The organism is Variovorax sp. PvP013, from assembly GCF_050435945.1.
Classification (GTDB): Bacteria; Pseudomonadota; Gammaproteobacteria; order Burkholderiales; family Burkholderiaceae_C; genus Variovorax.
This window is the reverse complement of record NZ_JBNDLF010000004.1, coordinates 258,289-278,932: the sequence shown is the minus strand read 5'-3', so window position 1 is coordinate 278,932 and position 20,644 is coordinate 258,289. Positions and strand designations below refer to the sequence as shown.

Below are 20,644 nucleotides of genomic sequence, written 5' to 3'. Positions count from 1 at the left end.
GAATGCGCACAAAGACGTGTCGATCCGCGACGGACGGCCACCCGTCGTGCGACCCGGGCCCGTCAACGCGCAGGCGGTTCGGCCTGCTGTTCGCGCAACAGCGCATCGACCGCGCGGGCGCGCGCGTCGACGATCGAGGCTTCGTAATGGTCGACCGCCGCGCCCGCCGAACCGCGCGCGACGAGTTCCTGCGCCGCCTTCAGCCGATCGCGCGCGGCGGCGTAGTCCAGCGTCGCGACCTGGGATTCGGCATCGGCGCGGATGGCGCGCAGGGTGTCGTTCTGCGCTCCATAGAGGTTGGCCAGGGTGCGCCAGGCGGTGGCGTCGCGCGGGTGCGTGGCCACCCGGTCGCGCAGCGGCGCCACCATGGGCGCCGGCCGGCGCAGCGCGAGGGCCGCCTGGGCCGACAGCAGCATCTCGGCGCGCTCGCGGCTGCGGACGTCGAGCAGCGCCTGCGCCCGTGCGGCATCGCCGGCGGCCAGCGCGAGTTCGGCCTGCAGCAGACGCGCCAGACGCGCCGCCGCCGCGTCGTCGGCCGTGCGAGCGGCCAGCCGGTCGGCCAGCGCGCGCGCCGTGCGCGGGTCGCGCAGTTCGCTCGCCGCCAGGGCGCCCGCGTAGAGCAGCGCGGCCTGCTGCACCGGCGTGCGGCGCTCGAAGTCGCCCCCGGAGGTGGCGTCGATCCACAGGCGCAGCACGTCGACACCCGGGCGCGAGAGCACCCGGGCGCGGGCGGCGATCAGGGCGTGGTCCATCTTCGGCGCGCGCGCCGCGACCGGCGGGGACGCGGTCGCGCCGGGGGTGGCGACGGACGCGGCGACGGGAAGGGCATCCGCGCCATCGCGGAACTGGAAGCGCGCCTGCATGTCCGAGATGCGCTCGCTGTTGAGCGGATGGCTGCGCAGGTAGGGGTAGGAGCCGTTGTCGTTGAGGCGCGAGGCGTACTGCAGCTTCTCGAACATCGAGGCCGCGCCCTGCGGCGCGAAGCCGGCCTGCGTCATGACGCCGAAGCCCACCCGGTCGGCCTCGCGCTCCATGTCGCGCGAGAAGTCGAGCTGGTTCTGCATCATCAGCGCCTGGCCGCCCATGATCATGGCTTGGCCGGCGTCGCCGGTGCGGCTCTTGCTCGCGGCGATGGCACCCAGCACCATGGCCGCGAGCATCATCGGCAGCTGGCGGCCCTGCCTGGCCATGAGGCGCGCGATGTGGCGCTGCGTGACGTGCGAGAGCTCGTGGCCGAGCACCGTGGCGAGTTCGTCGGCGCTGTCGGTGACCGCCACCAGCCCCAGGTGCAGGCCGAGGTAGCCGCCGGGCAACGCGAAGGCGTTGATGCTGCGGTCGCGCCCCATCAGCACCACCCAGGCGAAGCGCTCGTCGAGTTCGGGCGTCAGCTCCCCGCGCAGGCGCGCCGCCGCCATCAGCCGCTGCCAGATGCCCTGCACGTAGTCGCCGATGACCGGGTCGTCGATGTAGTCGGGATCGCGGAAGAGCTCGCGCGCGATCTGGTCGCCCAGCCGGCGCTCGGCCGCGGCCGTCATCTCGCCGCCGTCGCCCATGCCGGGCAGCTGCGCCTGCGCGGGCGACGCACCGGCCATCAGCTGCGCCACCACCAGGGCGCCGATGCCGAGGCGGCGCCAGGCGCGGCGCCGGAAGGAGGCTTTTTTCGTCATGGATGAAGCTGGAGGAATCGAGTGCGGTCCGGGGCGCCGATCCGCCCCAGTGTCCCATGGCCGGGCGCATCGCCCGCCGCCGCGGGCATCGTCCCTGGAAGCAGCCGGGCGTTGCGGCACGTCATGTTTTTATGATGCATACCCGCCGTGAACGTTCATCCCGAACGCGCCGCGCACCCTGGAAATCCATGAGCTCCCTCACCCACTTCGACGCCCAGGGCCAGGCCCACATGGTGGACGTCGCCGCCAAGCCCGCCACCCACCGCATCGCCGTCGCCAGCGGCCGCATCGAGATGCTGGCGGCCACGCTGGCGCTGATCGAGTCCGGCACGGCGAAGAAGGGCGACGTGCTCGGCATCGCCCGCATCGCCGGCATCCAGGGCGCCAAGAAGACCAGCGACCTGATCCCGCTGTGCCACCCGCTGGCGCTCACGCGGGTCGCGGTGGCGTTCGAGACCGCCGGCGGCCCGGCCGACGCGACCGACGGAGCGCCCCGGGTCGTCTGCACCGCGACCGTCGAGACGGTCGGCCCGACCGGTGTCGAGATGGAGGCCCTCACCGCCGTGCAGGTCGCCCTCCTCACCATCTACGACATGTGCAAGGCGGTCGACCGCGGCATGCGCATCACGGACGTCCAGGTGCGGGAGAAGCACGGGGGCAAGTCGGGCAGCTGGACGAGCACGTCCTGACCGCCGCGGTTGCGTTCTGCAACGGATCGCACCAGATTCACGATGCGACGGGCCGTGGATGGGCGCTTCGCGTCCGGTTTCGCCCTGCCCGAGGATTGAGAAGCGTCCATGACACGTTCCGGAAGCCCTAACGTTTTCCCTTGAATGAATCCGAATGTGAGAAATCCTTACTACTTTCGTTTAGCCTTGCTGACGCGGCCAGAAAAAGTAAGAGCAAAGTTTGAGGAAAATTTCGCGAATCTTTCGACTGGTTACATGCAGAGGATGTAACCCAGGAGGTTTCGAGATGTTCCTTCGATGCGATCGGTTCTGCCGGCACTCCGCTTCGCAAGCAGCGGAAACCTTCCAACATGCCCAGAACGGAAAGCGACACGGATGAAAATACTGATCTACAGCTCAGTTTTTTATCCCGCCATTGGCGGCATCGAAAACCACACGCTGTTCCTCGCCAAGGAATTCGTGCGCGCCGGCCACCAGGTCAAGGTGGTGACGGAGCAGTCCCAGACCGGCAGCGCGCCGCTGGAGGGCATCGAGATCTTCCATTCCGGCGACCGGTTCAGCCAGATCCGGCTGTTCCTGTGGAGCGACATCTTCTACATGCCCAACATCACGCTCAAGGGCATCTGGCTGCTGTTCTTCAATCCGCTCAAGCGCTGGATGATCTCGCACAACGACTTCCACCTCATGGAGTCGCTGGGCCTCAAGACGCGGCTCAAGAGCCTGGTCATCCGCAAGGCGACGACCAACATCTCGGTCAGCCGCAGCGTCGCGAAGGCGCTACCGGCGCCCTCGACGGTGATCTACAACTGCTACAACGACGAGCTCTTCAAGCTCTACGCGGACGAGCAGCGCACGCGCGACTTCGTCTTCGTCGGTCGTCTGGTGACGCAGAAGGGCTGCGACATGCTGATCGACGCCTGCACCCGGCTGCGCCAGCCGTTCACGCTGAGCATCGTGGGCTATGGACCGGAGGCCGAACGGCTCGAGGCCAAGGTCCGCGCGCTGGGTCTGGCCGATCAGGTCACGTTCCTGGGCCTGCTGCGCGACGAGCCGCTGGCGCGGGTCCTGAACCGCCATCGCACGATGATCATCCCGTCGACCGGCAACGAGGGCTTCGGCATCGTGGCGCTCGAGGGCCTGGCCTGCGGCTGCAAGATGCTGGTGGCCGATGCCGGCGGTCTCACCGAGGCGGTCGACCGCCATGCCGAGGTGTTCCCGATGGGCGACGTCGACGCGCTGGCCACCCTGATGCGGGACGCCCTGGAGGCGCCCGAGTTCGACCCGATGTCCGAGGGCCGCATCGCCTACCTGCGGGACCATTCGAAGCGCAACGTGGCGCGCAAGTACCTCGACGTGTTTTCGCGCTCCCCGTCGAGGGTCGCCCTCGAACTGGGCAAGATGTAAGGAACCCGATGCTGGCCCCCCGCAACATCGTCGACGTCGACCTGCCCGACAAGACGCTCTGCCTGACCTACGACGACGGCCCCGGCCCCGCCAGCGCGGCGATCGGGCGCTTCCTGCACGGGCACGGCGTGCGCGCCACCTTCTTCGTGGTGGGCAAGTTCGCCGTCGAGCACCCCGAGGTCCTCGACGAACTGCACGCGCAGGGCCACATCATCGGCAACCACACGTTCGAGCATCCCGACATGCCCTACTACGTGTCGGTCAACGGCGACGTGCGCGACCAGGTCATCCGCACCAACACGGTCATCCAGAAGTACAACAAGGACCGGCCGACCTACTTCCGCGCCACCTACGGCAAGTGGTCGCCCGAGGTGGCCGCCGAACTGAACGTCGACCCGCGCAGCTCGTACCGCCACGTCGGCCCGGTGTACTGGAACATCGCCGGCATCGACTGCTACTACTGGAAGCTGGGCAAGTCGGTCGAGGAGGCCGCGGAGGTCTACCTGAAGGACATCGAGCAGAAGGGCAAGGGTATCATCGTGATGCACGACGGCATCGCCGACATGGACACCGTCGCCGCGAAGAGCCGGACGCTGGAACTCACCCGTCACCTGATCCCGAAGCTGCAGGCGCTGGGCTACCGCTTCGTCGGCCTCGACGAGATCGACGACCCGCAGCTGACCTCGCCCGCGGCCGACACCTTCGGCCTGAAGGGCCACAACGGCCGGTTCCTGCGCTACGCGGACGGCGAGCGCGCGGCCCTGGACTGGTCGGGCCGTTCCATCAAGGACGACCGGGTGCAGTTCTTCATGGAGGACAAGGGCAAGGGCAAGATCGTGCTGCGCACGGCCGAGGGCCGCTACCTGAGCGTGAATCCCGATGCCGACGAGACGGTGCGCCTCTGCGACGAACGCGACATGTATTCGCTATTCGACAGCATCCCGGTCAACGCCTCGCAGATCATCCTGCGCTCGCACAACGGCAACTACCTGGCCTCCGAGACCGACAAGGGCGGCGCGCTCAAGGCCAACGCGCCTTTCATGCGCCAGGCCTGGGCCATGACCTACGTGCCCGCCACCCGGGCCTACCTGAAGCCGACCAGCCTGTCGGACCGCCTGCGCAACCTGAAGAAGGCCGCGCTGTTCGTCAAGTCGAAGGTCCTGAGCTCCTGAGCACCGGGCACCGGGCACCGGGCGATTGGAAGAAGGTACGCAGCGATCGTTGTCGAGCAGGCCCGAGGTCGCATCGAGGACCGGAGCCGTACTCCCGTACGGTGAGGACCGCAGGTGCGAGATCGGGACGCGCAGAAGATCGATGGGTGCCTTCTCAGTGATGGTGGCCGTGGGCGCCGTGGACGTGGCGGTGCGCGATCTCCTCGGGCGTGGCCTCGCGCACGTCGATCACCTTGAGCGTGAAGCGCAGCTCCCGGCCGGCGAGCGGGTGGTTGCCGTCAAGCAGCACCTTGTCGCCCTTGATCTTCTTGACGGTGAAGACCTGCGGCCGGCCCTCCTCGTCACGGCCTTCGAGCTGGCCGCCGACCTTCACGCCCGGCGGGAATTCGCTCTTGGGGATGGTGCGTTCGAGCGCCGCGTCGCGCTCGCCGAAGGCGTCCTCGGGCCTGAGCTGCAGCGTGACGCCGTAGCCGACCTCCTTGCCCTCAAGCGCTTCCTCGATCTTCGGCAGCGTGTTGTCGTAGCCGCCGTGCAGGTAGGTCATGGGCTCCGGGGCCTCCTCGATGAGCTTGCCGTTGGCGTCGGCGACCTTGTAGCGGAGGGTGATGGCGGTGTCTTTTCGGATGTGCATGGGAGGCGATTGTCCATGGGTGCCACGACCCCGCTGCCGTCCGGGATGCGGCGTCGGTGTCGGCAGACGCGCGACCGGTCCGCCCGGCCTACAGCACGCCGCGCCGGGCGGGATTAGGTTGAAGCTTCCTTCCGCCTCCGCGCGGCCGTTCCGATCCCTTTCCAAGGAATTTCCCATGTCCGACAACGACACCCCCATCGCGCCCAATGCCACGGGCCCCGACACCATCGACGTCCAGTCCGACGCCGCCCTGGAGGAATGGGCGAAGAAGCTCGACACCACGACCCAGCAGCTCAAGGACGCCGTGGCCGAGGTCGGCGACCGCGCCACCGACGTCGAGATGCACCTGAAGGGCACGCGCAGCACCACCAACACCGACCGGGTCGAGGAAGCCGGCGGCGCGAGCTGAACGGCGACGGTCCGCCGTCTCCGGAACGAAGAAAGGCGGTGCCGATGCACCGCCTTTCTTCATGGGCCCGCGCCCGGTCGCGGCCTCAGGCCGGCGACGTGAACACCAGCAGCGAGCGCCCGGTCACGGTGTAGCGCTGGCCGGGCTCGAAGGGCACGTCCTCCTGGACGTCGAGCGCGGTGTCGATCACGCGCGTCCAGCCCTTGCCGGCGAAGGCCTCGCCGCGCGAGGGCAGCACGAAGTCGATCGCGCCTTCCCACGAGTTGAAGACGATCAGCACGCTGTCGTCGTGGGCCGCGCGCGGCAGCGACGACGACGGCGCGGTGCCTTCGAGCAGCAGGCCGAAGCAGCGCGTCTGCGGGTCCTCCCAGTGCAGGGCGACCATCTCGTTGCCGTCGGGCGCGAACCAGGTCGAGTCCTTGACCTGCGCGGCCTCGCTCCACTGGCCGGTCAGGAAGCGGTTGCGGCGCAGCACCGGCAGCTTGCGGCGCAGCGCGGTCAGGCGTTTCGTGAAGTCGCGCAGTGCCTCGCCGCGCTCGCCGATGTCCTGCCACTGGACCCACGAGATGTCGTCGTCCTGGCAGTAGGCGTTGTTGTTGCCCTGCTGGGAACGGCCGAACTCGTCGCCGGCCAGCACCATCGGCGTGCCTTGCGACAGCAGCAGCGTGGCGAGCTGGTTGCGCTGCTGGCGCGCGCGCAGGGCGAGCACGCCCTCGTCGTCGGTCGGGCCTTCGACGCCGCAGTTCCACGAGCGGTTGTCGGAGTGGCCGTCGCGGTTGTTCTCGTTGTTGGCCTCGTTGTGCTTCTCGTTGTAGCTGACGGTGTCGGCCAGCGTGAAGCCGTCGTGGGCGGTGATGAAGTTGACGCTGGCCCAGGGCCGGCGGCCGCGCTTGTTGAAGCGGCTGCCGCTGGCCGTCAGGCACTGCGCCAGCGCGGGCGCCATCGCCTCGTCGCCCTTCCAGAAGGCGCGCACGGTGTCGCGGAACTGGTCGTTCCATTCGGCCCAGCCGGGCGGGAAGCCGCCGACCTGGTAGCCGCCCGGGCCGATGTCCCAGGGCTCGGCGATGAGCTTGACGCTGGAGAGCACCGGGTCCTGCCGGCAGCTGTCGAGGAAACCGCCGCCCTCGTCGAAGCCGTGCGGTTCGCGCGCCAGGATGGTCGCCAGGTCGAAGCGGAAGCCGTCGACGCGCATCTCCGTGACCCAGTAGCGCAGGCTGTCGGTCACCATCTGCAGCACGCGCGGGTGGCTCAGGTTCAGGGTGTTGCCGGTGCCGGTGTCGTTGATGTAGTAGCGCGGGCCGGGGCCTTCCTTGCCGTCGTCGCCGCCGGGCATCAGGCGGTAGTAGCTGGCGTTGTCGATGCCCTTGAACGACAGGGTCGGGCCCATCTCGTTGCCCTCGGGCGTGTGGTTGTAGACCACGTCCATGATGACTTCCAGGCCGTGGGCGTGGAAGCGGTCGACCATGGCCTTGAACTCGTCGATCTCGGGGCCGTCCATGTAGCGCTGGTCGAGCGCGAAGAAGCCCATCGTGTCGTAGCCCCAGAAATTGGTCAGGCCCTTCTCCAGCAGGAAGGGCTGGTTGAGGAACATCTGGATCGGCAGCAGCTCGACGCTGGTCACGCCCAGGTCCTTGATCGAGGCGACGACCTCGTCGGTCATGCCGGCGAAGGTGCCGCGGAAGTTCTCGGGCACCTTCGGATGGCGCATGGTGTAGCCCTTGACGTGCGTCTCGTAGAAGACGGTCTCGTTCCAGGGCACGCGCACGGTGTCGGTCTGCTTCCATTCGAAGCGCGAGTCGACGACCACGCACTTGGGCACGAAGGGCGCGCTGTCGCGCTCGTCGAAGCTCAGGTCGCCGTCGGGGTGGCCGACGGTGTAGCCGAAGACCTCCGGACCCCATCGGAGTTCGCCCATGTGCGCCTTTGCGTACGGGTCCATCAGCAGCTTGTTGGGATTGAAGCGGTGACCCTTCGACGGTTCGTAGGGACCGTGGACGCGATAGCCGTAGCGGGTGCCGGGCTTCAGGCCCGGCACGAAGCCGTGCCAGACCTCGTCGGTGTACTCGGGCAGCGCGATGCGGGCGATCTCGGTCGTGCCGCTGTCGTCGTAGATGCACACCTCGACCTTGGTGGCGTGCGCCGAGAACAGGGCGAAGTTCACGCCCCGGCCGTTGTAGGTGGCGCCCCGGGGATGGGAGACGCCTTCCTCGAGCGCGAAGGCGGGCGAGTCGGTGGCGGGGGCAGCGGCCGTGGGAGAGGTCGTCGGAGCGGTCATGGATGGATGGGTGGATGGATGCGGGAGAGGCGGGAGAAACGAGGAACGCCGTGACTCTGCAAGAACCCGCCACCCCCCGGCAAAGCCGTTGGCTGTAACCGTCGTAGGCCGAAGGCACCGCCCCCCGCCGGAGAACGGGAAAACGCCGCGAGCGTGCCGCCGGACGCCGCTCAGACGTCGAGCGACGGCGTCTGCCAACCCAGCAGTTCCGCCAGCCGCAGCACGATCCAGCGCGCCTCGTCCATCGACACGCCCGACGCCGGCACGCGCAGCCCGGCGTGGACGCGCTGCAGCACCTCGTCCTCCGAGGGCACCTCGACGTGCGACAGGACGCGCGCGTGCTCGACGAGCGCCGTGGCCAGGTCCTCGCAGACCTCGTAGCGCGCGCGCACGGTGGCGATGGGTTCGCGCAGGCGCTGGCGCTGCGCGTCGGCGTAGAGGGCGAGGAAGGAGGGCGGGATGTCGATCTGGTAGTCGTCGGTCATGGCCGCATCATCGTCGGCGCTGCCCCGCCATGACGCGCGGCCTTTCATCAAATCCGGAGGGTCCGCGTGCGACCATGAATCGATCCACCCTTCCGCACGTCTTTCGCACCCTTCCCCACCCGCCATGGAAATCGAGTTCAAGTTCCAGATCCCGGCCGACCGCCTCGCCGCCCTCAAGGCCGACCTGCGCAGCGCGCCGGCGCGCCGCACGCGCCTGCGCGCCCGCTATTTCGACACCGCCGACGGCGTGCTGGCCGCACACGGCGCCGTGCTGCGCCTGCGCCAGGAAGGCGACCGCTGGGTGCAGACGGCCAAGGCGCTCGGCGACGGCCCGCTGCACCGGCTGGAGCACAACGCCGACCTGGGTCCGGTGCAGGGCGGCGAGCCGCCTCGGCCCGACGTGCGGCGTCATGCCGACACGCCCGTGGGCGAACGCATCGCGCGCCTGCTCGACGAGGCCGACAAGCCCCTGATCGAGACCTACGGCACCGACATCTGGCGCCTCGCGCGTCACGTCGACGTGGCCGCCCCGCACGACGGGGCCGTCGCCACCGTCGAGCTGGCGCTGGACCTGGGCCACGTCGTCGCCACGCCGGCCGGCAGCGACGCCCCGCGCCGTTCGCCGGTGTGCGAACTCGAACTCGAACTGGTCGAGGGCGACATCGCCGGCCTGGTCGCGCTGGCCCGCCAGTGGTCGCAGGCCCACGGCCTGTGGCTGAGCACGGTGTCGAAGGCCGAGCGCGGCGAGCGGCTGATGGCCGGCATCGACGCGGCCCCGGCCGTGAAGGCGCGCCCGCCGCGCTTCGCGATCGCCGCCAAGGACGCCGCCAAGGGCAAGGGCAAGTCCAAAGCCAGGGCCCAGGCCGGACGCCGGACCGCTCCGGACGGCCCGGCGATCCAGCGCGCCGTCGTCGCGGCCTGCCTGGCGCAGATGCTGCCCAACGCCAGCGAGATCGCCGCCGGCCACGCCGCCGCCGAGGTGGTGCACCAGCTGCGCGTGGGCATCCGCCGCCTGCGCACGGCGCTGCGCGAACTCGACGCGCTCGGCCCCGGCTTCGACCCCGCCTGGGAAGCGCCGCTGGTCGAGGCCTTCCGCGGCCTCGGCGCGCGGCGCGACCAGGAACTGCGCGCCGAGAAGCTCGGCCCGCGGCTCGACGCCGCCGGCGCGCCGCCCTCCACCCTGGACGCCGCGCCCGCCGACGCGCCGGCGCCCGGCGACCTCGTGCGCGCCCCGGCCTTCCAGGCCGCGCTGGTCGGGCTGATCGGCTTCGCGGCCGGCGACACGCCGGCGACGCCGGTGCCCACGGGCGACGCCGATCGCGACGGCGATGGCGACGGCGAGTCGGCCGCGCCGCCGGAGCCGCTGGACGCCGCCGAGGCCCACCGTGCCCTGGCGCGGCGCCTGCGCAAGCTGCACCGCCGCCTGGTCGAGGACGCGAAGCGCTTCGACACCCTCGACGCCGAGGCCCGCCACGGCGTGCGCAAGAAGCTCAAGCGCCTGCGCTACCTGACCGAGTTCGTCGCGCCGCTGTTCGACACCGAGGGTGCCGAGCGCTACCTGGCGCGGCTCGCACCGGCCCAGGACGCCCTGGGCGAGGCGAACGACGAGGCCTCCGCGCTCGAGGCCTTCCGCGCCGCCGCCGCGACCGATCCGCGCGCGTGGTTCGCCGTCGGCTGGCTGAGCGCGCGGCAGGAGGCGGCCACGGCGACCAGCCACCAAGCGCTGCGCGGCATCGCCAAGGCGCCGAAGTTCTGGAAGAAGGGCGGCGGAACGAAGTAGCGCGGCGCGGCGTGGCGCGACCCGAGCGCGGTGCCCGGACGGTCGCCCGCTGACACGAAGCGCTCACATCGTCCGGCGTCCTGTCGGCGCGCAGGCTTCTAGGGTCGGGACTGCACGCCGCCATACCAGGGAGTTTTCCGTCATGTCATCCGCCCCATCCGTTCCCGCGCCCGCGCGACCCGGCGCGTCGTCCGCGGCCGCCAAGGGCTCGAAGCTCAGGTACTTCTTCGATCTGGCGCGCAAGGCCGTCATGGCCTGGATCGACGACCTCGCCCCGAGCATGGGGGCGGCCATCTCCTACTACACGATGTTCTCGCTGGCGCCGCTGCTGGTGATCGTCATCGCGGTGGCCGGCGCGATCTTCGGGCGCGAGGCGGTGCAGGGCGAGATCGTGACGCAGCTCCAGGGCCTGATCGGGCGCGAGGGCGCCATCGCGGTCCAGGGCCTCATCAAGAGCGCCGACGAACCCGCCAAGGGCCTGATCGCCGGCCTCATCAGCATCGCGGTGCTGATCGTCGGCGCCACCACCGTGTTCGGCGAGCTGCAGAGCTCGCTCGACCGCATCTGGCACGTGCCCGAGCGCGAGAAGCCCAGCGGCGTCTGGGGCCTGCTGCGCGCACGGGTGCTGTCCTTCGGCCTGATCCTGGGGCTGGCCTTCCTGCTGATGGTGTCGCTGCTGGTCAGCGCGAGCGTGGCGGCCTTCGGCAGCTGGGCCGGCGGGCTGCTGCCGGGCTGGGAGCTGCTGCTCATGGGACTCAACATCGCGGTGTCCATCAGCATCACCACGGTGCTGTTCGCGATGATCTTCAAGCTCATGCCGACGGCCAAGATCGAGTGGCACGACGTCTGGATCGGCGCCATCGTCACGGCGGTGCTGTTCGAGATCGGCAAGACGCTGATCGGGCTCTACATCGGCAAGAGCGGCGTCAACGAGTCCTTCGCCGCCGCCGGCTCGCTGGTGGTGCTGCTGGCGTGGGTGTACTACGCGGCGCAGATCTTCCTGCTGGGAGCGGAGTTCACCAAGGTCTACGCCAACGAGCACGGCTCGGTCGCGGGCGTCAAGGCCGCCGCCGCCACCCAGGCCGTCGCGGCGGTCAAGGAGGCTGGCACCGACGCCGTGGTGCCGGGCGCGGCGCCGCACGAGACGGCACGCTCGGCGCTGGCCGTGACGGCCGCCGGCGACGGCGCGGCATCGGCCGGCCCTGGCGCCGGCGGCGTCGGCACCTCCCGCCTGTCGAGCGACGCCGACGCCGTGCGCCGCACCGTCGAGGCGCAGCGCGAGGTCGAGGCCCGCCTGCACGCGGCCACCGCCGGCCTCGCGCGCCAGGTGATCCTGCTGGGCGTGGCGACCTTCGCGGCCACGGTGGCGACGCACTGGGAGAAACGCCAGCGCCGGACGGCGCGCCAGGGCCACAAGGCCGTCGCCAGGCTCAAGCGCCAGCGGCGCTGAGCGGCGCCAGCGCCGCGCCGCGGCCGACCGCCTCAGTCGCCCGTCTGCGACGGCTCGATCAGATCGACCGTCACCTTCATCTCGCCCATCTCCAGCGGCCCGTAGTTGGAGACGAAGGCCACGTCGGCCGCGTCGCGCCCGTAGGCCACCACGATGCGGCCGCCGCGCGGCTCGGACTGGGTGGCGTCGAAGGTGTACCAGCGCCCGTCGACGAAGGCCTCGAACCAGGCGTGCATGTCCATCGGATCGAGCTTGTGGAGATAGCCCACCACCATGCGCGCCGGGATCTTCAGCGCCCGCGTCAGCGCCACGCCGATGTGCGAGAAATCGCGGCAGACGCCCGCGCCGTGGGCCAGCGAGTCGAGCGCATCGGTGGTGCCGTTGCTCACGCCGTAGCGGTAGTCGAGGTTGTCGTGGATCCAGGCGCGGATGGCCTCGACCTGGTCGTAGCCCGGCGTGGCGTCGCCCACGATCTCCATCGCCTTGGCCTCCATCTTGTCGGACGGGCAGTAGCGGCTCTGCAGCAGGTAGAGCAACGCGTCGTCGGGCAGGTCCTCCACCAGGGTGCGCGGCGCGCCGGGCGTGACGCGGATGTCGTCCTCGGTCTCCATCACCATCTCGACCTCGATGCGCATCTCGCCCTGCGGGATCACGAAGCGCTGGCCGAGGTTGCCGTAGCTGTCGACGTACTCGACCGTGCGCACCCAGGGTTCGAGCTCGTAGCGCTCGCTGATCATCCATTGCGCCAGTCCGCTGCGCGGGCGGAGCATGGCGACCACCGGGCAGTCGGCGCCGGCTTTCACGGTCATGGTGCAGTTGGCTTTGAGCTTCATGGGGAATCCTGGAGAAAGAAGACGGGTGGATGGAGAGGCATTCAACAAGTGTGCCAAGCCCGTGCGACACCTGTCGATCGGACGGCACGCACGAAAAAAGACGCCGTCCCGGGGGACGGCGTCTTCGATCGATCGACGTAAGGTCCGCGGCGCCTGGGCGCCGGACACCGATGCGGGCCTTATACCAGCGGCGGATCGGTCTCGCGCGCGGCGTGGCGCGGTTGACCGACGGCGGCGATGAACGCGGCCGTCGCCGCATCGACGTCCGTCGCGTCGGCCAGGATCAGGCCCAGGTCGTCCGTGCCGTCGGGCAGCGTCAGCGGAATGCCCGCGTCCGTCAGCAGGGCCTGCGACGCGCCCAGCGCGAACAGGGTCTTGCAGTGGCGGTACTGGTCCTTCACGAACTCGCCCGTGTGGCCGTCGGCGGCCAGCAGTTCGACACCGGCGGCGCCGTCGGGCAGCACCAGGGCGTCGAACAGGAAGCCCGGGCTGTTCTCCATCGTGGCGTCGGCCTCGATCGGCGTGCCGTCGGCCGTCTTCACGGTGCCCAGGCGCGGCGCGACGAAGCGCGGCACGGCACCGGCGTCGAACAGGGCCTTGTGGACCGCCACGGCGGAGGCGCCGTCGATCCCGTGCGCCACCAGGATGGCGATCTTGCGCGTGCGGATGCCGCCGTCGCCGGGACGTGCCAGCAGCGACAGCGCGGGCGACTGCTCGACCTCGGGCGTGGCGGGGGTCTCCAGCGCCTTCGGCAGGGCCGCGGGCACCTCGATGCCCAGGCCCTCGGCCACTTCGGCGGCCAGGGCCGGCGAGGCGTTGACCAGGCTGGCGATCACGCGCTGGCGGATCGCCGGCACCGCCACCTTCGACAGCTCGAAACGGAAGGCCGCGGCGATGTGCGCCTGCTCGACCGGTGTCTGGCTTTCGAAGAACAGCGTGGCCTGCGTGTAGTGGTCGGCGAACTTCTCGGGCTTGCCGCGCACCTTGTCGCTCGACTCGGCACGGTCGATGCGCCGGGCGACGCTCTGGAAGCCCTGGGTCGCGCCGGCCTGGAACGGCGAGCCGCCGGCGAGCGAGTTGGGTTCGTAGGAGACGCGGCCGCGCGGGATGGCCTGGCGGTGCATGCCGTCGCGCTGGTTGTTGTGCACCGGCGCGATCGGGGCGTTGATCGGCAGCTCGTGGAAGTTCGGCCCGCCCAGGCGGCTGATCTGCGTGTCCACGTAGGAGTGGATGCGGCCGGCCAGCAGCGGGTCGTTGGTGAAGTCCAGGCCCGGCACGATGTGCGCCGTGCAGAAGGCGACCTGCTCGGTCTCGGCGAAGAAGTTGTCCGGGTTGCGGTTGAGCACCATGCGCCCGACGATCTGCACCGGCACCAGTTCCTCCGGAATCACCTTGGTCGAGTCCAGCACGTCGAAGCTGAAGCCCTCGGCCTCTTCCTCGGTGAAGATCTGCAGACCCAGTTCCCACTCGGGGTACTCGCCGCCGTCAATGGCTTCCCACAGGTCGCGGCGGTGGAAGTCCGGATCGGCGCCGGAGATCTTCACCGCCTCGTCCCACACCAGCGAGTGCGTGCCGAGCTTGGGCTGCCAGTGGAACTTCACGAACACCGATTCGCCCTCGGCGTTGACCAGCCGGAAGGTGTGCACGCCGAAGCCCTGCATCATCCGGTAGCTGCGCGGCAGCGCGCGGTCGCTCATCTGCCACATCAGCATGTGGGTCGATTCGGGCATCAGCGAGGCGAAGTCCCAGAAGGTGTCGTGCGCCGAGGCCGCCTGCGGCATGCCGTGGTGCGGCTCGGGCTTGACGGCGTGGATCAGGTCGGGGAACTTGATGGCGTCCTGGATGAAGAACACCGGCATGTTGTTGCCCACCAGATCCCAGTTGCCTTCGTCGGTGTAGAACTTGACGGCGAAGCCGCGCACGTCGCGCGCCGTGTCCTTGGAGCCGCGCTCGCCGGCGACGGTCGAGAAGCGCACGAACACCGGCGTGATCTTGCCGGCCTCGGCGAACAGCGACGCCTTGGTGTACTTGGCCAGCGACTCGTAGGCCTCGAAGTAGCCGTGCGCGCCCGATCCGCGGGCGTGCACGATGCGCTCGGGGATGCGCTCGTGGTCGAAGTGGGTGATCTTCTCGCGCAGGATGAAGTCTTCCAGCAGCGCCGGGCCGCGCAGGCCGGCCTTGAGCGAGTTCTGGTTGTCGGCGATCTTCACGCCCTGGTTGGTCGTCAGCGCCTGGCCGGACGAATCGACGCGCACGCGGTCGAGCGTGCCGATGGTGGCGTTGACGCCTTCGGTGGCGACGGTGCCGACCTTGGCCGACGCGTTGCTCTCCGACAGCGTGCTGCCGGTGGGCAGGCGCGAGGGCGGCGTGGCGGTCAGGCCCTGGGGCGCGGCGACGGCGTTGTCCAGGCCGTGCTCGAGCGCCTTGTTGGTGTTGGCGGGCATGGCGGCGGCGAGCGCCTGCGTGTCGGCGGCCTTTTGGGCCGGCAGGTCGCCGGCGGCGGCGCCGGGCGGTGCGGGATGGGCCGGGCCGCTGTCGGTGTTGCGGGCCGCGGCCTGGGCGGCGGTCGCGACCGAGGCGGGAACGGAGGAAGGCGCGGACGCCTTGCTGGAGGGAGCCATGAAGGAGCTTTCGAATGTGTCGTGGGACGGGGTTTCACGACAAGCTAAGGAGCTCCCCGGCGTCGCCATGTAGGACGTTGCGACGATCCCCGCGAGCGGCTTGCGCATCGGTCCGACACATCCGGACACCTATCATCCGCCGCATGTCGTTCCTGCCGCGCACCGCCACGGCGCCGTTCTGTCCCTCCGAAGTCAAGGGCAGCGTCGCCGTCGATCCCGCCCTCCCCTTCCACCGCAAGCTCTGGCGCTACGCCGGCCCCGGCCTGCTGGTGTCGGTGGGCTACATGGACCCGGGCAACTGGGCCACCGACATCGAGGCCGGCTCGCGCTTCGGCTACGGGCTGCTGTTCGTCGTGCTGCTCGCGAGCCTGGCGGCGATGCTGCTGCAGACCCTGTGCGTGCGCCTGGGCCTGGTGGCGCAGAAGGACCTGGCGCGGCTGTGCCGGGAGCGCTACTCGCCCGCGGTCAACCGCTTCCTGTGGCTGGGCGCCGAGCTCGCCATCGTCGCCTGCGACCTGGCCGAGGTGCTGGGCAGCGCGCTGGCATTGCACCTGCTCTTCGGCGTCTCGGTCACCACCGGCATCGCCATCACGGCCTTCGACACGATCCTGGTGCTGGGCCTGCAGGGCGCGGGCTTCCGGCGCGTGGAGGCGATCGTCCTGGCGCTGGTGGCGACCATCGCCGGCTGCTTCGCCGTCGAGCTGGCGATGGCGCAGCCCAACTGGTTCGGCGTCGCGATGGGCTTCGCGCCCAGCCTGGAGCGGCTGCAGCAGCCCGGGGCGCTCTACCTGGCCATCGGCATCGTGGGTGCCACGGTGATGCCGCACAACCTCTACCTGCACTCGTCGATCGTGCAGACCCGGCTGGTGGCGCCGACCGACGCCGCGCGGCGCGAGGCGATCCGCTTCTGCACCTGGGACGCGATCGTCTCGCTGTCGCTGGCGCTGCTGGTCAACGCCGCGATCATGGTGCTGGCGGCCAGCGCCTTCAACGCCAGCGGCCACCGCGAGGTCACGAGCATCGAGGACGCCTACCACCTCATCGAGCCGCTGGTGGGCAGCGCCTTCGCCGCCGCGCTGTTCGGCATCGCGCTGCTGGCCTCGGGGCAGAGCTCGACCTTCACCGGCACCATCGCCGGCCAGATCGTGATGGAGGGCTTCCTCGACCTGAAGATCCCGTGCTGGCAGCGCCGCCTGATCACGCGCGGCCTGGCGCTGGTGCCGGCGTTCGCGGGGGTCTGGTGGTTCGGCGACGACGCCATCGGCCGCATGCTGGTGCTCAGCCAGGTGGTGCTGAGCTTCCAGCTGCCCTTCGCGATCTGGCCGCTGGTGCGGCTGTCGAGCGACCGCGCGCTGATGGGCGAGTTCGCCAACGGCCGCGCCATGAAAGTCGCCGCCTGGGCCCTGTTCGGCGTGATCGCCGTGGCCAACGTGTGGCTGGTGGGGACCGTGCTGGGCGGCAATGGTTGAACGGCCTCTCCGCCGGGATGACCGGCGCGCGGGAAGGCACCGATGGCCATGCAGCACGCTCATGAAAAAAGCGCTCCGTGGAGCGCTTTCTCGTCGTCGCCGACGGGGTGCCGGGTGCCGCCAAAGAGGCGGCGCCGCGGGCTTCAGCCGCCCTTCTTGGGACGCTTGCCGGGGTTCTTCTTGCTGCGCGTGGCGGTGCCGCGCTCCAGGCTGACCTTCTGGCCGCCACCGCTCTTGGGGATGTTGTAGCCGGCGACGGGCGTAGGACGCGGGGTGGCCATGCGGTCGGCTTCGGTACGGATCTTTTGGGGCATCTTGAGACTCTGCTGTGGAAATGTGCGAAGGGCGTGATTAGGCCACATCGTCGAGCAGCCGCACCTTGACGGACTTGCCCTTGACGCGGCCGGTGGACAGCCTGTGGGCGGCCTCGCGCGCGATGCGCCGGTCGACCGCCACGTAGGTGGAGAACTCGTTGACGTTGATCTTGCCGACCTGCTCGCGGGTGAAGCCGGCCTCGCCGGTCAGCGCGCCCAGCACGTCGCCGGCGCGGATCTTCTCCTTGCGGCCGCCGACGATCTGCAGCGTGGACATGGGCGGGCGCAACGGCTCGCCGACGCCGGGCGTGAGGTCCGACAGCGGCCGCCAGGCCGATTCGCGGCCCTGGAGCTGCTCGATCTTCCCGACGAAGCCCATCTCGTCCATGCTCGCCAGGTTGAGCGCCAGGCCCTCGGCGCCGGCCCGGCCGGTGCGGCCGATGCGGTGGACGTGGACCTCGGCGTCGGGCGTGACGTCGACGTTGATCACGGCCTCGAGCTGGGCGATGTCCAGGCCGCGCGCGGCGACGTCGGTGGCCACCAGCACGGAGCAGCTGCGGTTGGCGAACTGCACCAGCACCTGGTCGCGCTCGCGCTGCTCCAGTTCGCCGAACAGCGCCATGGCGCTGAAGCCCTGCGCCTGGAGCACGGCGACGAGGTCGCGGCACTGCTGCTTGGTGTTGCAGAACGCCAGGGTGCTCTGCGGGCGGAAGTGGTCGAGCAGCAGCGACACGGCGTGCAGCCGCTCGTCGTTGCGGACCTCGTACCAGTGCTGGACGATGCGGCCTTCCTCGTGCTGGGACGCGACCGTGATGCGCCGGGGCGCCTTCATGAAACGGTCGGCGATCTCGGCGATGCCTTCGGGGTACGTGGCCGAGAACAGCAGGGTCTGGCGCTGCGGCGGGCACTGGCGCACGACGGTCCGGATGTCCTCGAGGAAGCCCATGTCGAGCATGCGGTCGGCCTCGTCGAGCACCAGCGTGTTGAGCGCCTGCAGGTCGAGGCTGCCGCGCTCGAGGTGGTCCATGATCCGCCCGGGCGTGCCCACCACGATGTGCGCGCCGTGCTCCAGGCTGGCGGTCTGGCCGCGCAGGGCGACGCCGCCGCACAGCGTCACGACCTTCACGTTCTCCTCCGCGCGCGCCAGGCGGCGGATCTCGGTCGTGACCTGGTCGGCCAGCTCGCGCGTCGGGCACAGCACCATCGCCTGGACGGCGAAGCGGCGCGGGTTGAGGTTGGCCAGCAGGGCCAGCGCGAAGGCGGCGGTCTTGCCGCTGCCGGTCTTGGCCTGCGCGATCAGGTCGTGGCCCAGCAGCGCCACCGGCAGGCTGGCGGCCTGGATCGGCGTCATCCGCGCATAGCCGAGCTGCGCGAGGTTGGCGAGCGTCTGCGGCGCGAGCGGCAGCGTGCCGAACCCCGCCGCGGCGTCGGCGGCGGAACCTGTCACGGGCGATGTCACCGGTGGATCAGCGACGCTGCGAGTTGTTGCCGGAATTGACCGGCGGCGGGCCACGGCGCTCCAGGTGGCGGAACGTGATGCGGCCCTTGGTCAGGTCGTAGGGCGACAGCTCCAGCGACACCTTGTCGCCGGCCAGGATGCGGATGTGGTGCTTGCGCATCTTGCCGCCGCTGTAGGCGATCAGCTGGTGCCCGTTGTCGAGCGTGACGCGGTAGCGCGAGTCGGGCAGGACTTCGGTCACTGCGCCGTTCATTTCGATGAGTTCTTCCTTGGCCATGAATTACCTCTGTGTGTGTGTTGGCGGTGATGACGGGAACGGTTGTGCGGGCGTCGCGCTCAGGCGGCGCAGGAGGCCGGCAGTGCCGATACAACGCGCGAGCCGGTGCGTTCGCGCACCCAGCCCAGTCCTTCGTCGACGGCATAGCGCAGGGCGGCCGAATGGCTGGCGAAGCGCGGCGTGAAGCGCATCACGCGGTCGTGCATGCCGCTGCCGCGGCCGGAACGGATCGAGACCGAGGCGGCGAAACGGCCGTCGTCGAGGTGCTTGATCAGGGGCGAGACGAGGTACTTGCCCATCGCCACGCTGTGTTGAATGATGTCCATGAAAGCCTTGCGCACCGCGACGCCGCGAATGCGCTGAAATACAGTTGAGAACGGGACGCGGGCGGCCGTGATGGGCGTCGGTACGGGCCGGCCGCGGCGCTTTGCGAGCGCGCGGTTCGCTTCAACAGGAACGAAGGCAGTGGTGGCAAACATGGGCGCCGGATCCGCAAGGACCGTGGCGCTCCAACACACTGTGCGGCTGGCTTGAAAGAGAGGGTGCCCGGTGACCCTGGTGACGGGATCGCCGGACCGACCAGCAAGAAAGACGAAATGCTTCGTCGTGATATCGAAACGAACCCGGGATTATAGCTTTTACCGAGCCATCGTGCCGGTCGCATCGATCCCGTCAATCGATGCGGGAGACCGCCGGGACCCGGCTGTCGCGCTCGGGAGACATTGGGGATGCCGTCCGACCCGCGCCCGGCCCGACCTCGTCACAATGGATTTCCTCGCTGTCCTCGCGCCCGCCCGGCGGGTCGTCCCACCATGCCACAGACCGTCGCCGGCCGCCTCAAGATCGGCCTCTCCGCCTGTTTCCAGCACGCCGACCCGTCGCGTCCGCTGTTCACCAACAAGACCCTGCAGTACGTCGAGCAGTCGATCGCGCACTGGCTGATGTCCGCCGGGGCGATGGTCGTGATGGTGCCCTGCCCCACCGGCGCGACGGCGCGCGGCGACACCAAGCTGTCGCACTACGCCGAATGGCTCGACGGCGTGGTGATGCACGGCGGCGCCGACGTCTGGCCCGGCAGCTACGGCGAGGTGCCGCTGCGCGAGGCCTGGGTCGGCGACCGCATCCGCGACCTCTACGACCTGGCGCTGGTGGAGGCCTTCGAGCAGGCCGGCAAGCCGATCTTCGGCGTCTGCCGGGGGCTGCAGCTGATCAACGTGGCCTTCGGCGGCACGCTGTTCCAGGACATCGAGACCCAGCACCCCAACGCACTGCGCCATCGCGACCCGGTGAGCTACGACCAGAACTTCCACGACATCGAGCTGGTCGAGGGCACCCGGCTGTCGCGGATGTACCCCGGCGTGGCGCACGCGCGCGTCAACAGCATCCATCACCAGGGCATCAAGGACCTGGCGCCGGGCTTCGAGGTCGAGGCCTGGAGCTACCCCGACCGCGTGCCCGAGGCGATCCGCCGCGTCGCCGGGCGCGCGGGCGGCGGCTACATCGCCGCGACGCAGTGGCATCCGGAATTCCATCGCCAGGGCAGCACCGTCAGCACGGTGGACGACACCGCGATCCTCGACGACTTCCTCGCCGCCTGCCGCGGCGCCCAGGTGCAGCCCGCGCGGCCGCATCGCGGCATGCCCGGCAAGATCCGCGACCGCGCCGCGCGCATGCTGCGCCAGGCGCTGCTGCTGCGGCGGCGCTGAGTC

General features: G+C 70.0%; 18 protein-coding genes. 8 read left to right on the top strand and 10 right to left on the bottom strand.

Annotation, left to right across the window (positions count from 1 at the left end; genetic code table 11):
• Positions 1-62 precede the first annotated feature (62 nt).
• Positions 63-1,667: a M48 family metalloprotease gene (locus ABID77_RS14150; RefSeq protein ID WP_429596873.1), complete on the bottom strand. Its 1,605-nt coding sequence runs from the start codon at positions 1,665-1,667 to the stop codon at positions 63-65.
• 188 nt (positions 1,668-1,855) lie between these two features.
• Between ABID77_RS14150 and moaC the strand changes: the two genes are divergently transcribed.
• From moaC to ABID77_RS14135, 3 genes are all read left to right on the top strand, one after another.
• On the top strand, positions 1,856-2,356 hold the full coding sequence (gene moaC, locus ABID77_RS14145) for a cyclic pyranopterin monophosphate synthase MoaC (protein ID WP_429596870.1): 501 nt from the start codon (positions 1,856-1,858) through the stop codon (positions 2,354-2,356).
• A gap of 375 nt (positions 2,357-2,731) precedes the next feature.
• Positions 2,732-3,760: a glycosyltransferase family 4 protein gene (locus ABID77_RS14140; protein ID WP_429596867.1), complete on the top strand. Its 1,029-nt coding sequence runs from the start codon at positions 2,732-2,734 to the stop codon at positions 3,758-3,760.
• Between the two features lie 8 nt (positions 3,761-3,768).
• Positions 3,769-4,932 carry a polysaccharide deacetylase family protein gene (locus ABID77_RS14135; RefSeq protein WP_429596864.1) on the top strand — a complete coding sequence of 388 codons (1,164 nt, stop codon included), beginning with the start codon at positions 3,769-3,771 and terminating at the stop codon, positions 4,930-4,932.
• A 154-nt stretch (positions 4,933-5,086) separates the two neighbouring features.
• On the opposite strand, the gene ABID77_RS14130 is transcribed toward ABID77_RS14135, so the two are convergent.
• On the bottom strand, positions 5,087-5,563 hold the full coding sequence (locus ABID77_RS14130; protein ID WP_429596862.1) for an FKBP-type peptidyl-prolyl cis-trans isomerase: 477 nt from the start codon (positions 5,561-5,563) through the stop codon (positions 5,087-5,089).
• A 175-nt stretch (positions 5,564-5,738) separates the two neighbouring features.
• Here ABID77_RS14130 and ABID77_RS14125 point away from each other — a divergent pair, with 175 nt between their 5' ends.
• Positions 5,739-5,972, top strand: coding sequence for a DUF3606 domain-containing protein (locus ABID77_RS14125; RefSeq protein ID WP_429596859.1), 234 nt, complete (start codon positions 5,739-5,741; stop codon positions 5,970-5,972).
• A gap of 85 nt (positions 5,973-6,057) precedes the next feature.
• Here ABID77_RS14125 and glgX read toward each other — a convergent pair whose 3' ends face one another.
• Together glgX and ABID77_RS14115 are read right to left on the bottom strand one after the other, a co-directional pair.
• Entirely contained in the window at positions 6,058-8,247 is a 2,190-nt protein-coding gene (gene glgX, locus ABID77_RS14120) for a glycogen debranching protein GlgX (RefSeq protein WP_429596856.1), read from the bottom strand.
• 170 nt (positions 8,248-8,417) lie between these two features.
• On the bottom strand, positions 8,418-8,732 hold the full coding sequence (locus tag ABID77_RS14115; RefSeq protein WP_429596853.1) for a hypothetical protein: 315 nt from the start codon (positions 8,730-8,732) through the stop codon (positions 8,418-8,420).
• Between the two features lie 124 nt (positions 8,733-8,856).
• Here ABID77_RS14115 and ABID77_RS14110 point away from each other — a divergent pair, with 124 nt between their 5' ends.
• Positions 8,857-10,512 (top strand): CHAD domain-containing protein, encoded by a 1,656-nt coding sequence (locus tag ABID77_RS14110; RefSeq protein ID WP_429596850.1) that lies wholly within the window; start codon positions 8,857-8,859, stop codon positions 10,510-10,512.
• Between the two features lie 142 nt (positions 10,513-10,654).
• The gene (locus tag ABID77_RS14105; RefSeq protein WP_429596847.1) at positions 10,655-11,962 is read left to right on the top strand and encodes a YihY/virulence factor BrkB family protein; all 1,308 of its coding nucleotides are present in this window, start codon (positions 10,655-10,657) and stop codon (positions 11,960-11,962) included.
• A 32-nt stretch (positions 11,963-11,994) separates the two neighbouring features.
• On the opposite strand, the gene ABID77_RS14100 is transcribed toward ABID77_RS14105, so the two are convergent.
• Both ABID77_RS14100 and ABID77_RS14095 read right to left on the bottom strand, forming a co-directional pair.
• On the bottom strand, positions 11,995-12,795 hold the full coding sequence (locus tag ABID77_RS14100; protein ID WP_429596844.1) for a transglutaminase-like domain-containing protein: 801 nt from the start codon (positions 12,793-12,795) through the stop codon (positions 11,995-11,997).
• A gap of 179 nt (positions 12,796-12,974) precedes the next feature.
• Positions 12,975-15,416: a catalase gene (locus ABID77_RS14095; RefSeq protein ID WP_429596840.1), complete on the bottom strand. Its 2,442-nt coding sequence runs from the start codon at positions 15,414-15,416 to the stop codon at positions 12,975-12,977.
• A gap of 143 nt (positions 15,417-15,559) precedes the next feature.
• On the opposite strand from ABID77_RS14095, the gene ABID77_RS14090 reads away from it, so the two are divergent.
• On the top strand, positions 15,560-16,885 hold the full coding sequence (locus ABID77_RS14090; RefSeq protein ID WP_429596838.1) for an Nramp family divalent metal transporter: 1,326 nt from the start codon (positions 15,560-15,562) through the stop codon (positions 16,883-16,885).
• Between the two features lie 143 nt (positions 16,886-17,028).
• On the opposite strand, the gene ABID77_RS14085 is transcribed toward ABID77_RS14090, so the two are convergent.
• The 4 genes from ABID77_RS14085 to ABID77_RS14070 are packed head-to-tail and all read right to left on the bottom strand — an operon-like array spanning position 17,029 to position 19,261.
• Positions 17,029-17,199: a hypothetical protein gene (locus ABID77_RS14085; protein ID WP_429596835.1), complete on the bottom strand. Its 171-nt coding sequence runs from the start codon at positions 17,197-17,199 to the stop codon at positions 17,029-17,031.
• A gap of 37 nt (positions 17,200-17,236) precedes the next feature.
• Positions 17,237-18,646, bottom strand: coding sequence for an ATP-dependent RNA helicase DbpA (gene dbpA, locus ABID77_RS14080; protein WP_429596832.1), 1,410 nt, complete (start codon positions 18,644-18,646; stop codon positions 17,237-17,239).
• A 19-nt stretch (positions 18,647-18,665) separates the two neighbouring features.
• Positions 18,666-18,935, bottom strand: coding sequence for a translation initiation factor IF-1 (gene infA, locus ABID77_RS14075; protein ID WP_429596829.1), 270 nt, complete (start codon positions 18,933-18,935; stop codon positions 18,666-18,668).
• A gap of 59 nt (positions 18,936-18,994) precedes the next feature.
• Entirely contained in the window at positions 18,995-19,261 is a 267-nt protein-coding gene (locus tag ABID77_RS14070) for a hypothetical protein (protein ID WP_429596826.1), read from the bottom strand.
• Between the two features lie 486 nt (positions 19,262-19,747).
• On the opposite strand from ABID77_RS14070, the gene ABID77_RS14065 reads away from it, so the two are divergent.
• On the top strand, positions 19,748-20,641 hold the full coding sequence (locus tag ABID77_RS14065) for a gamma-glutamyl-gamma-aminobutyrate hydrolase family protein (protein WP_429596823.1): 894 nt from the start codon (positions 19,748-19,750) through the stop codon (positions 20,639-20,641).
• Positions 20,642-20,644: the final 3 nt, after the last annotated feature.

What these genes read in the sequence shown, in the direction of transcription:
- ABID77_RS14150 (WP_429596873.1), bottom strand. Translation starts at nt 1,667, where the DNA reads ATGACGAAAAAAGCCTCCTTCCGGCGCCGCGCCTGGCGCCGCCTCGGC.
- moaC (WP_429596870.1), top strand. Translation starts at nt 1,856, where the DNA reads ATGAGCTCCCTCACCCACTTCGACGCCCAGGGCCAGGCCCACATGGTG.
- ABID77_RS14140 (WP_429596867.1), top strand. Translation starts at nt 2,732, where the DNA reads ATGAAAATACTGATCTACAGCTCAGTTTTTTATCCCGCCATTGGCGGC.
- ABID77_RS14135 (WP_429596864.1), top strand. Translation starts at nt 3,769, where the DNA reads ATGCTGGCCCCCCGCAACATCGTCGACGTCGACCTGCCCGACAAGACG.
- ABID77_RS14130 (WP_429596862.1), bottom strand. Translation starts at nt 5,563, where the DNA reads ATGCACATCCGAAAAGACACCGCCATCACCCTCCGCTACAAGGTCGCC.
- ABID77_RS14125 (WP_429596859.1), top strand. Translation starts at nt 5,739, where the DNA reads ATGTCCGACAACGACACCCCCATCGCGCCCAATGCCACGGGCCCCGAC.
- glgX (WP_429596856.1), bottom strand. Translation starts at nt 8,247, where the DNA reads ATGACCGCTCCGACGACCTCTCCCACGGCCGCTGCCCCCGCCACCGAC.
- ABID77_RS14115 (WP_429596853.1), bottom strand. Translation starts at nt 8,732, where the DNA reads ATGACCGACGACTACCAGATCGACATCCCGCCCTCCTTCCTCGCCCTC.
- ABID77_RS14110 (WP_429596850.1), top strand. Translation starts at nt 8,857, where the DNA reads ATGGAAATCGAGTTCAAGTTCCAGATCCCGGCCGACCGCCTCGCCGCC.
- ABID77_RS14105 (WP_429596847.1), top strand. Translation starts at nt 10,655, where the DNA reads ATGTCATCCGCCCCATCCGTTCCCGCGCCCGCGCGACCCGGCGCGTCG.
- ABID77_RS14100 (WP_429596844.1), bottom strand. Translation starts at nt 12,795, where the DNA reads ATGAAGCTCAAAGCCAACTGCACCATGACCGTGAAAGCCGGCGCCGAC.
- ABID77_RS14095 (WP_429596840.1), bottom strand. Translation starts at nt 15,416, where the DNA reads ATGGCTCCCTCCAGCAAGGCGTCCGCGCCTTCCTCCGTTCCCGCCTCG.
- ABID77_RS14090 (WP_429596838.1), top strand. Translation starts at nt 15,560, where the DNA reads ATGTCGTTCCTGCCGCGCACCGCCACGGCGCCGTTCTGTCCCTCCGAA.
- ABID77_RS14085 (WP_429596835.1), bottom strand. Translation starts at nt 17,199, where the DNA reads ATGCCCCAAAAGATCCGTACCGAAGCCGACCGCATGGCCACCCCGCGT.
- infA (WP_429596829.1), bottom strand. Translation starts at nt 18,935, where the DNA reads ATGGCCAAGGAAGAACTCATCGAAATGAACGGCGCAGTGACCGAAGTC.
- ABID77_RS14070 (WP_429596826.1), bottom strand. Translation starts at nt 19,261, where the DNA reads ATGGACATCATTCAACACAGCGTGGCGATGGGCAAGTACCTCGTCTCG.
- ABID77_RS14065 (WP_429596823.1), top strand. Translation starts at nt 19,748, where the DNA reads ATGCCACAGACCGTCGCCGGCCGCCTCAAGATCGGCCTCTCCGCCTGT.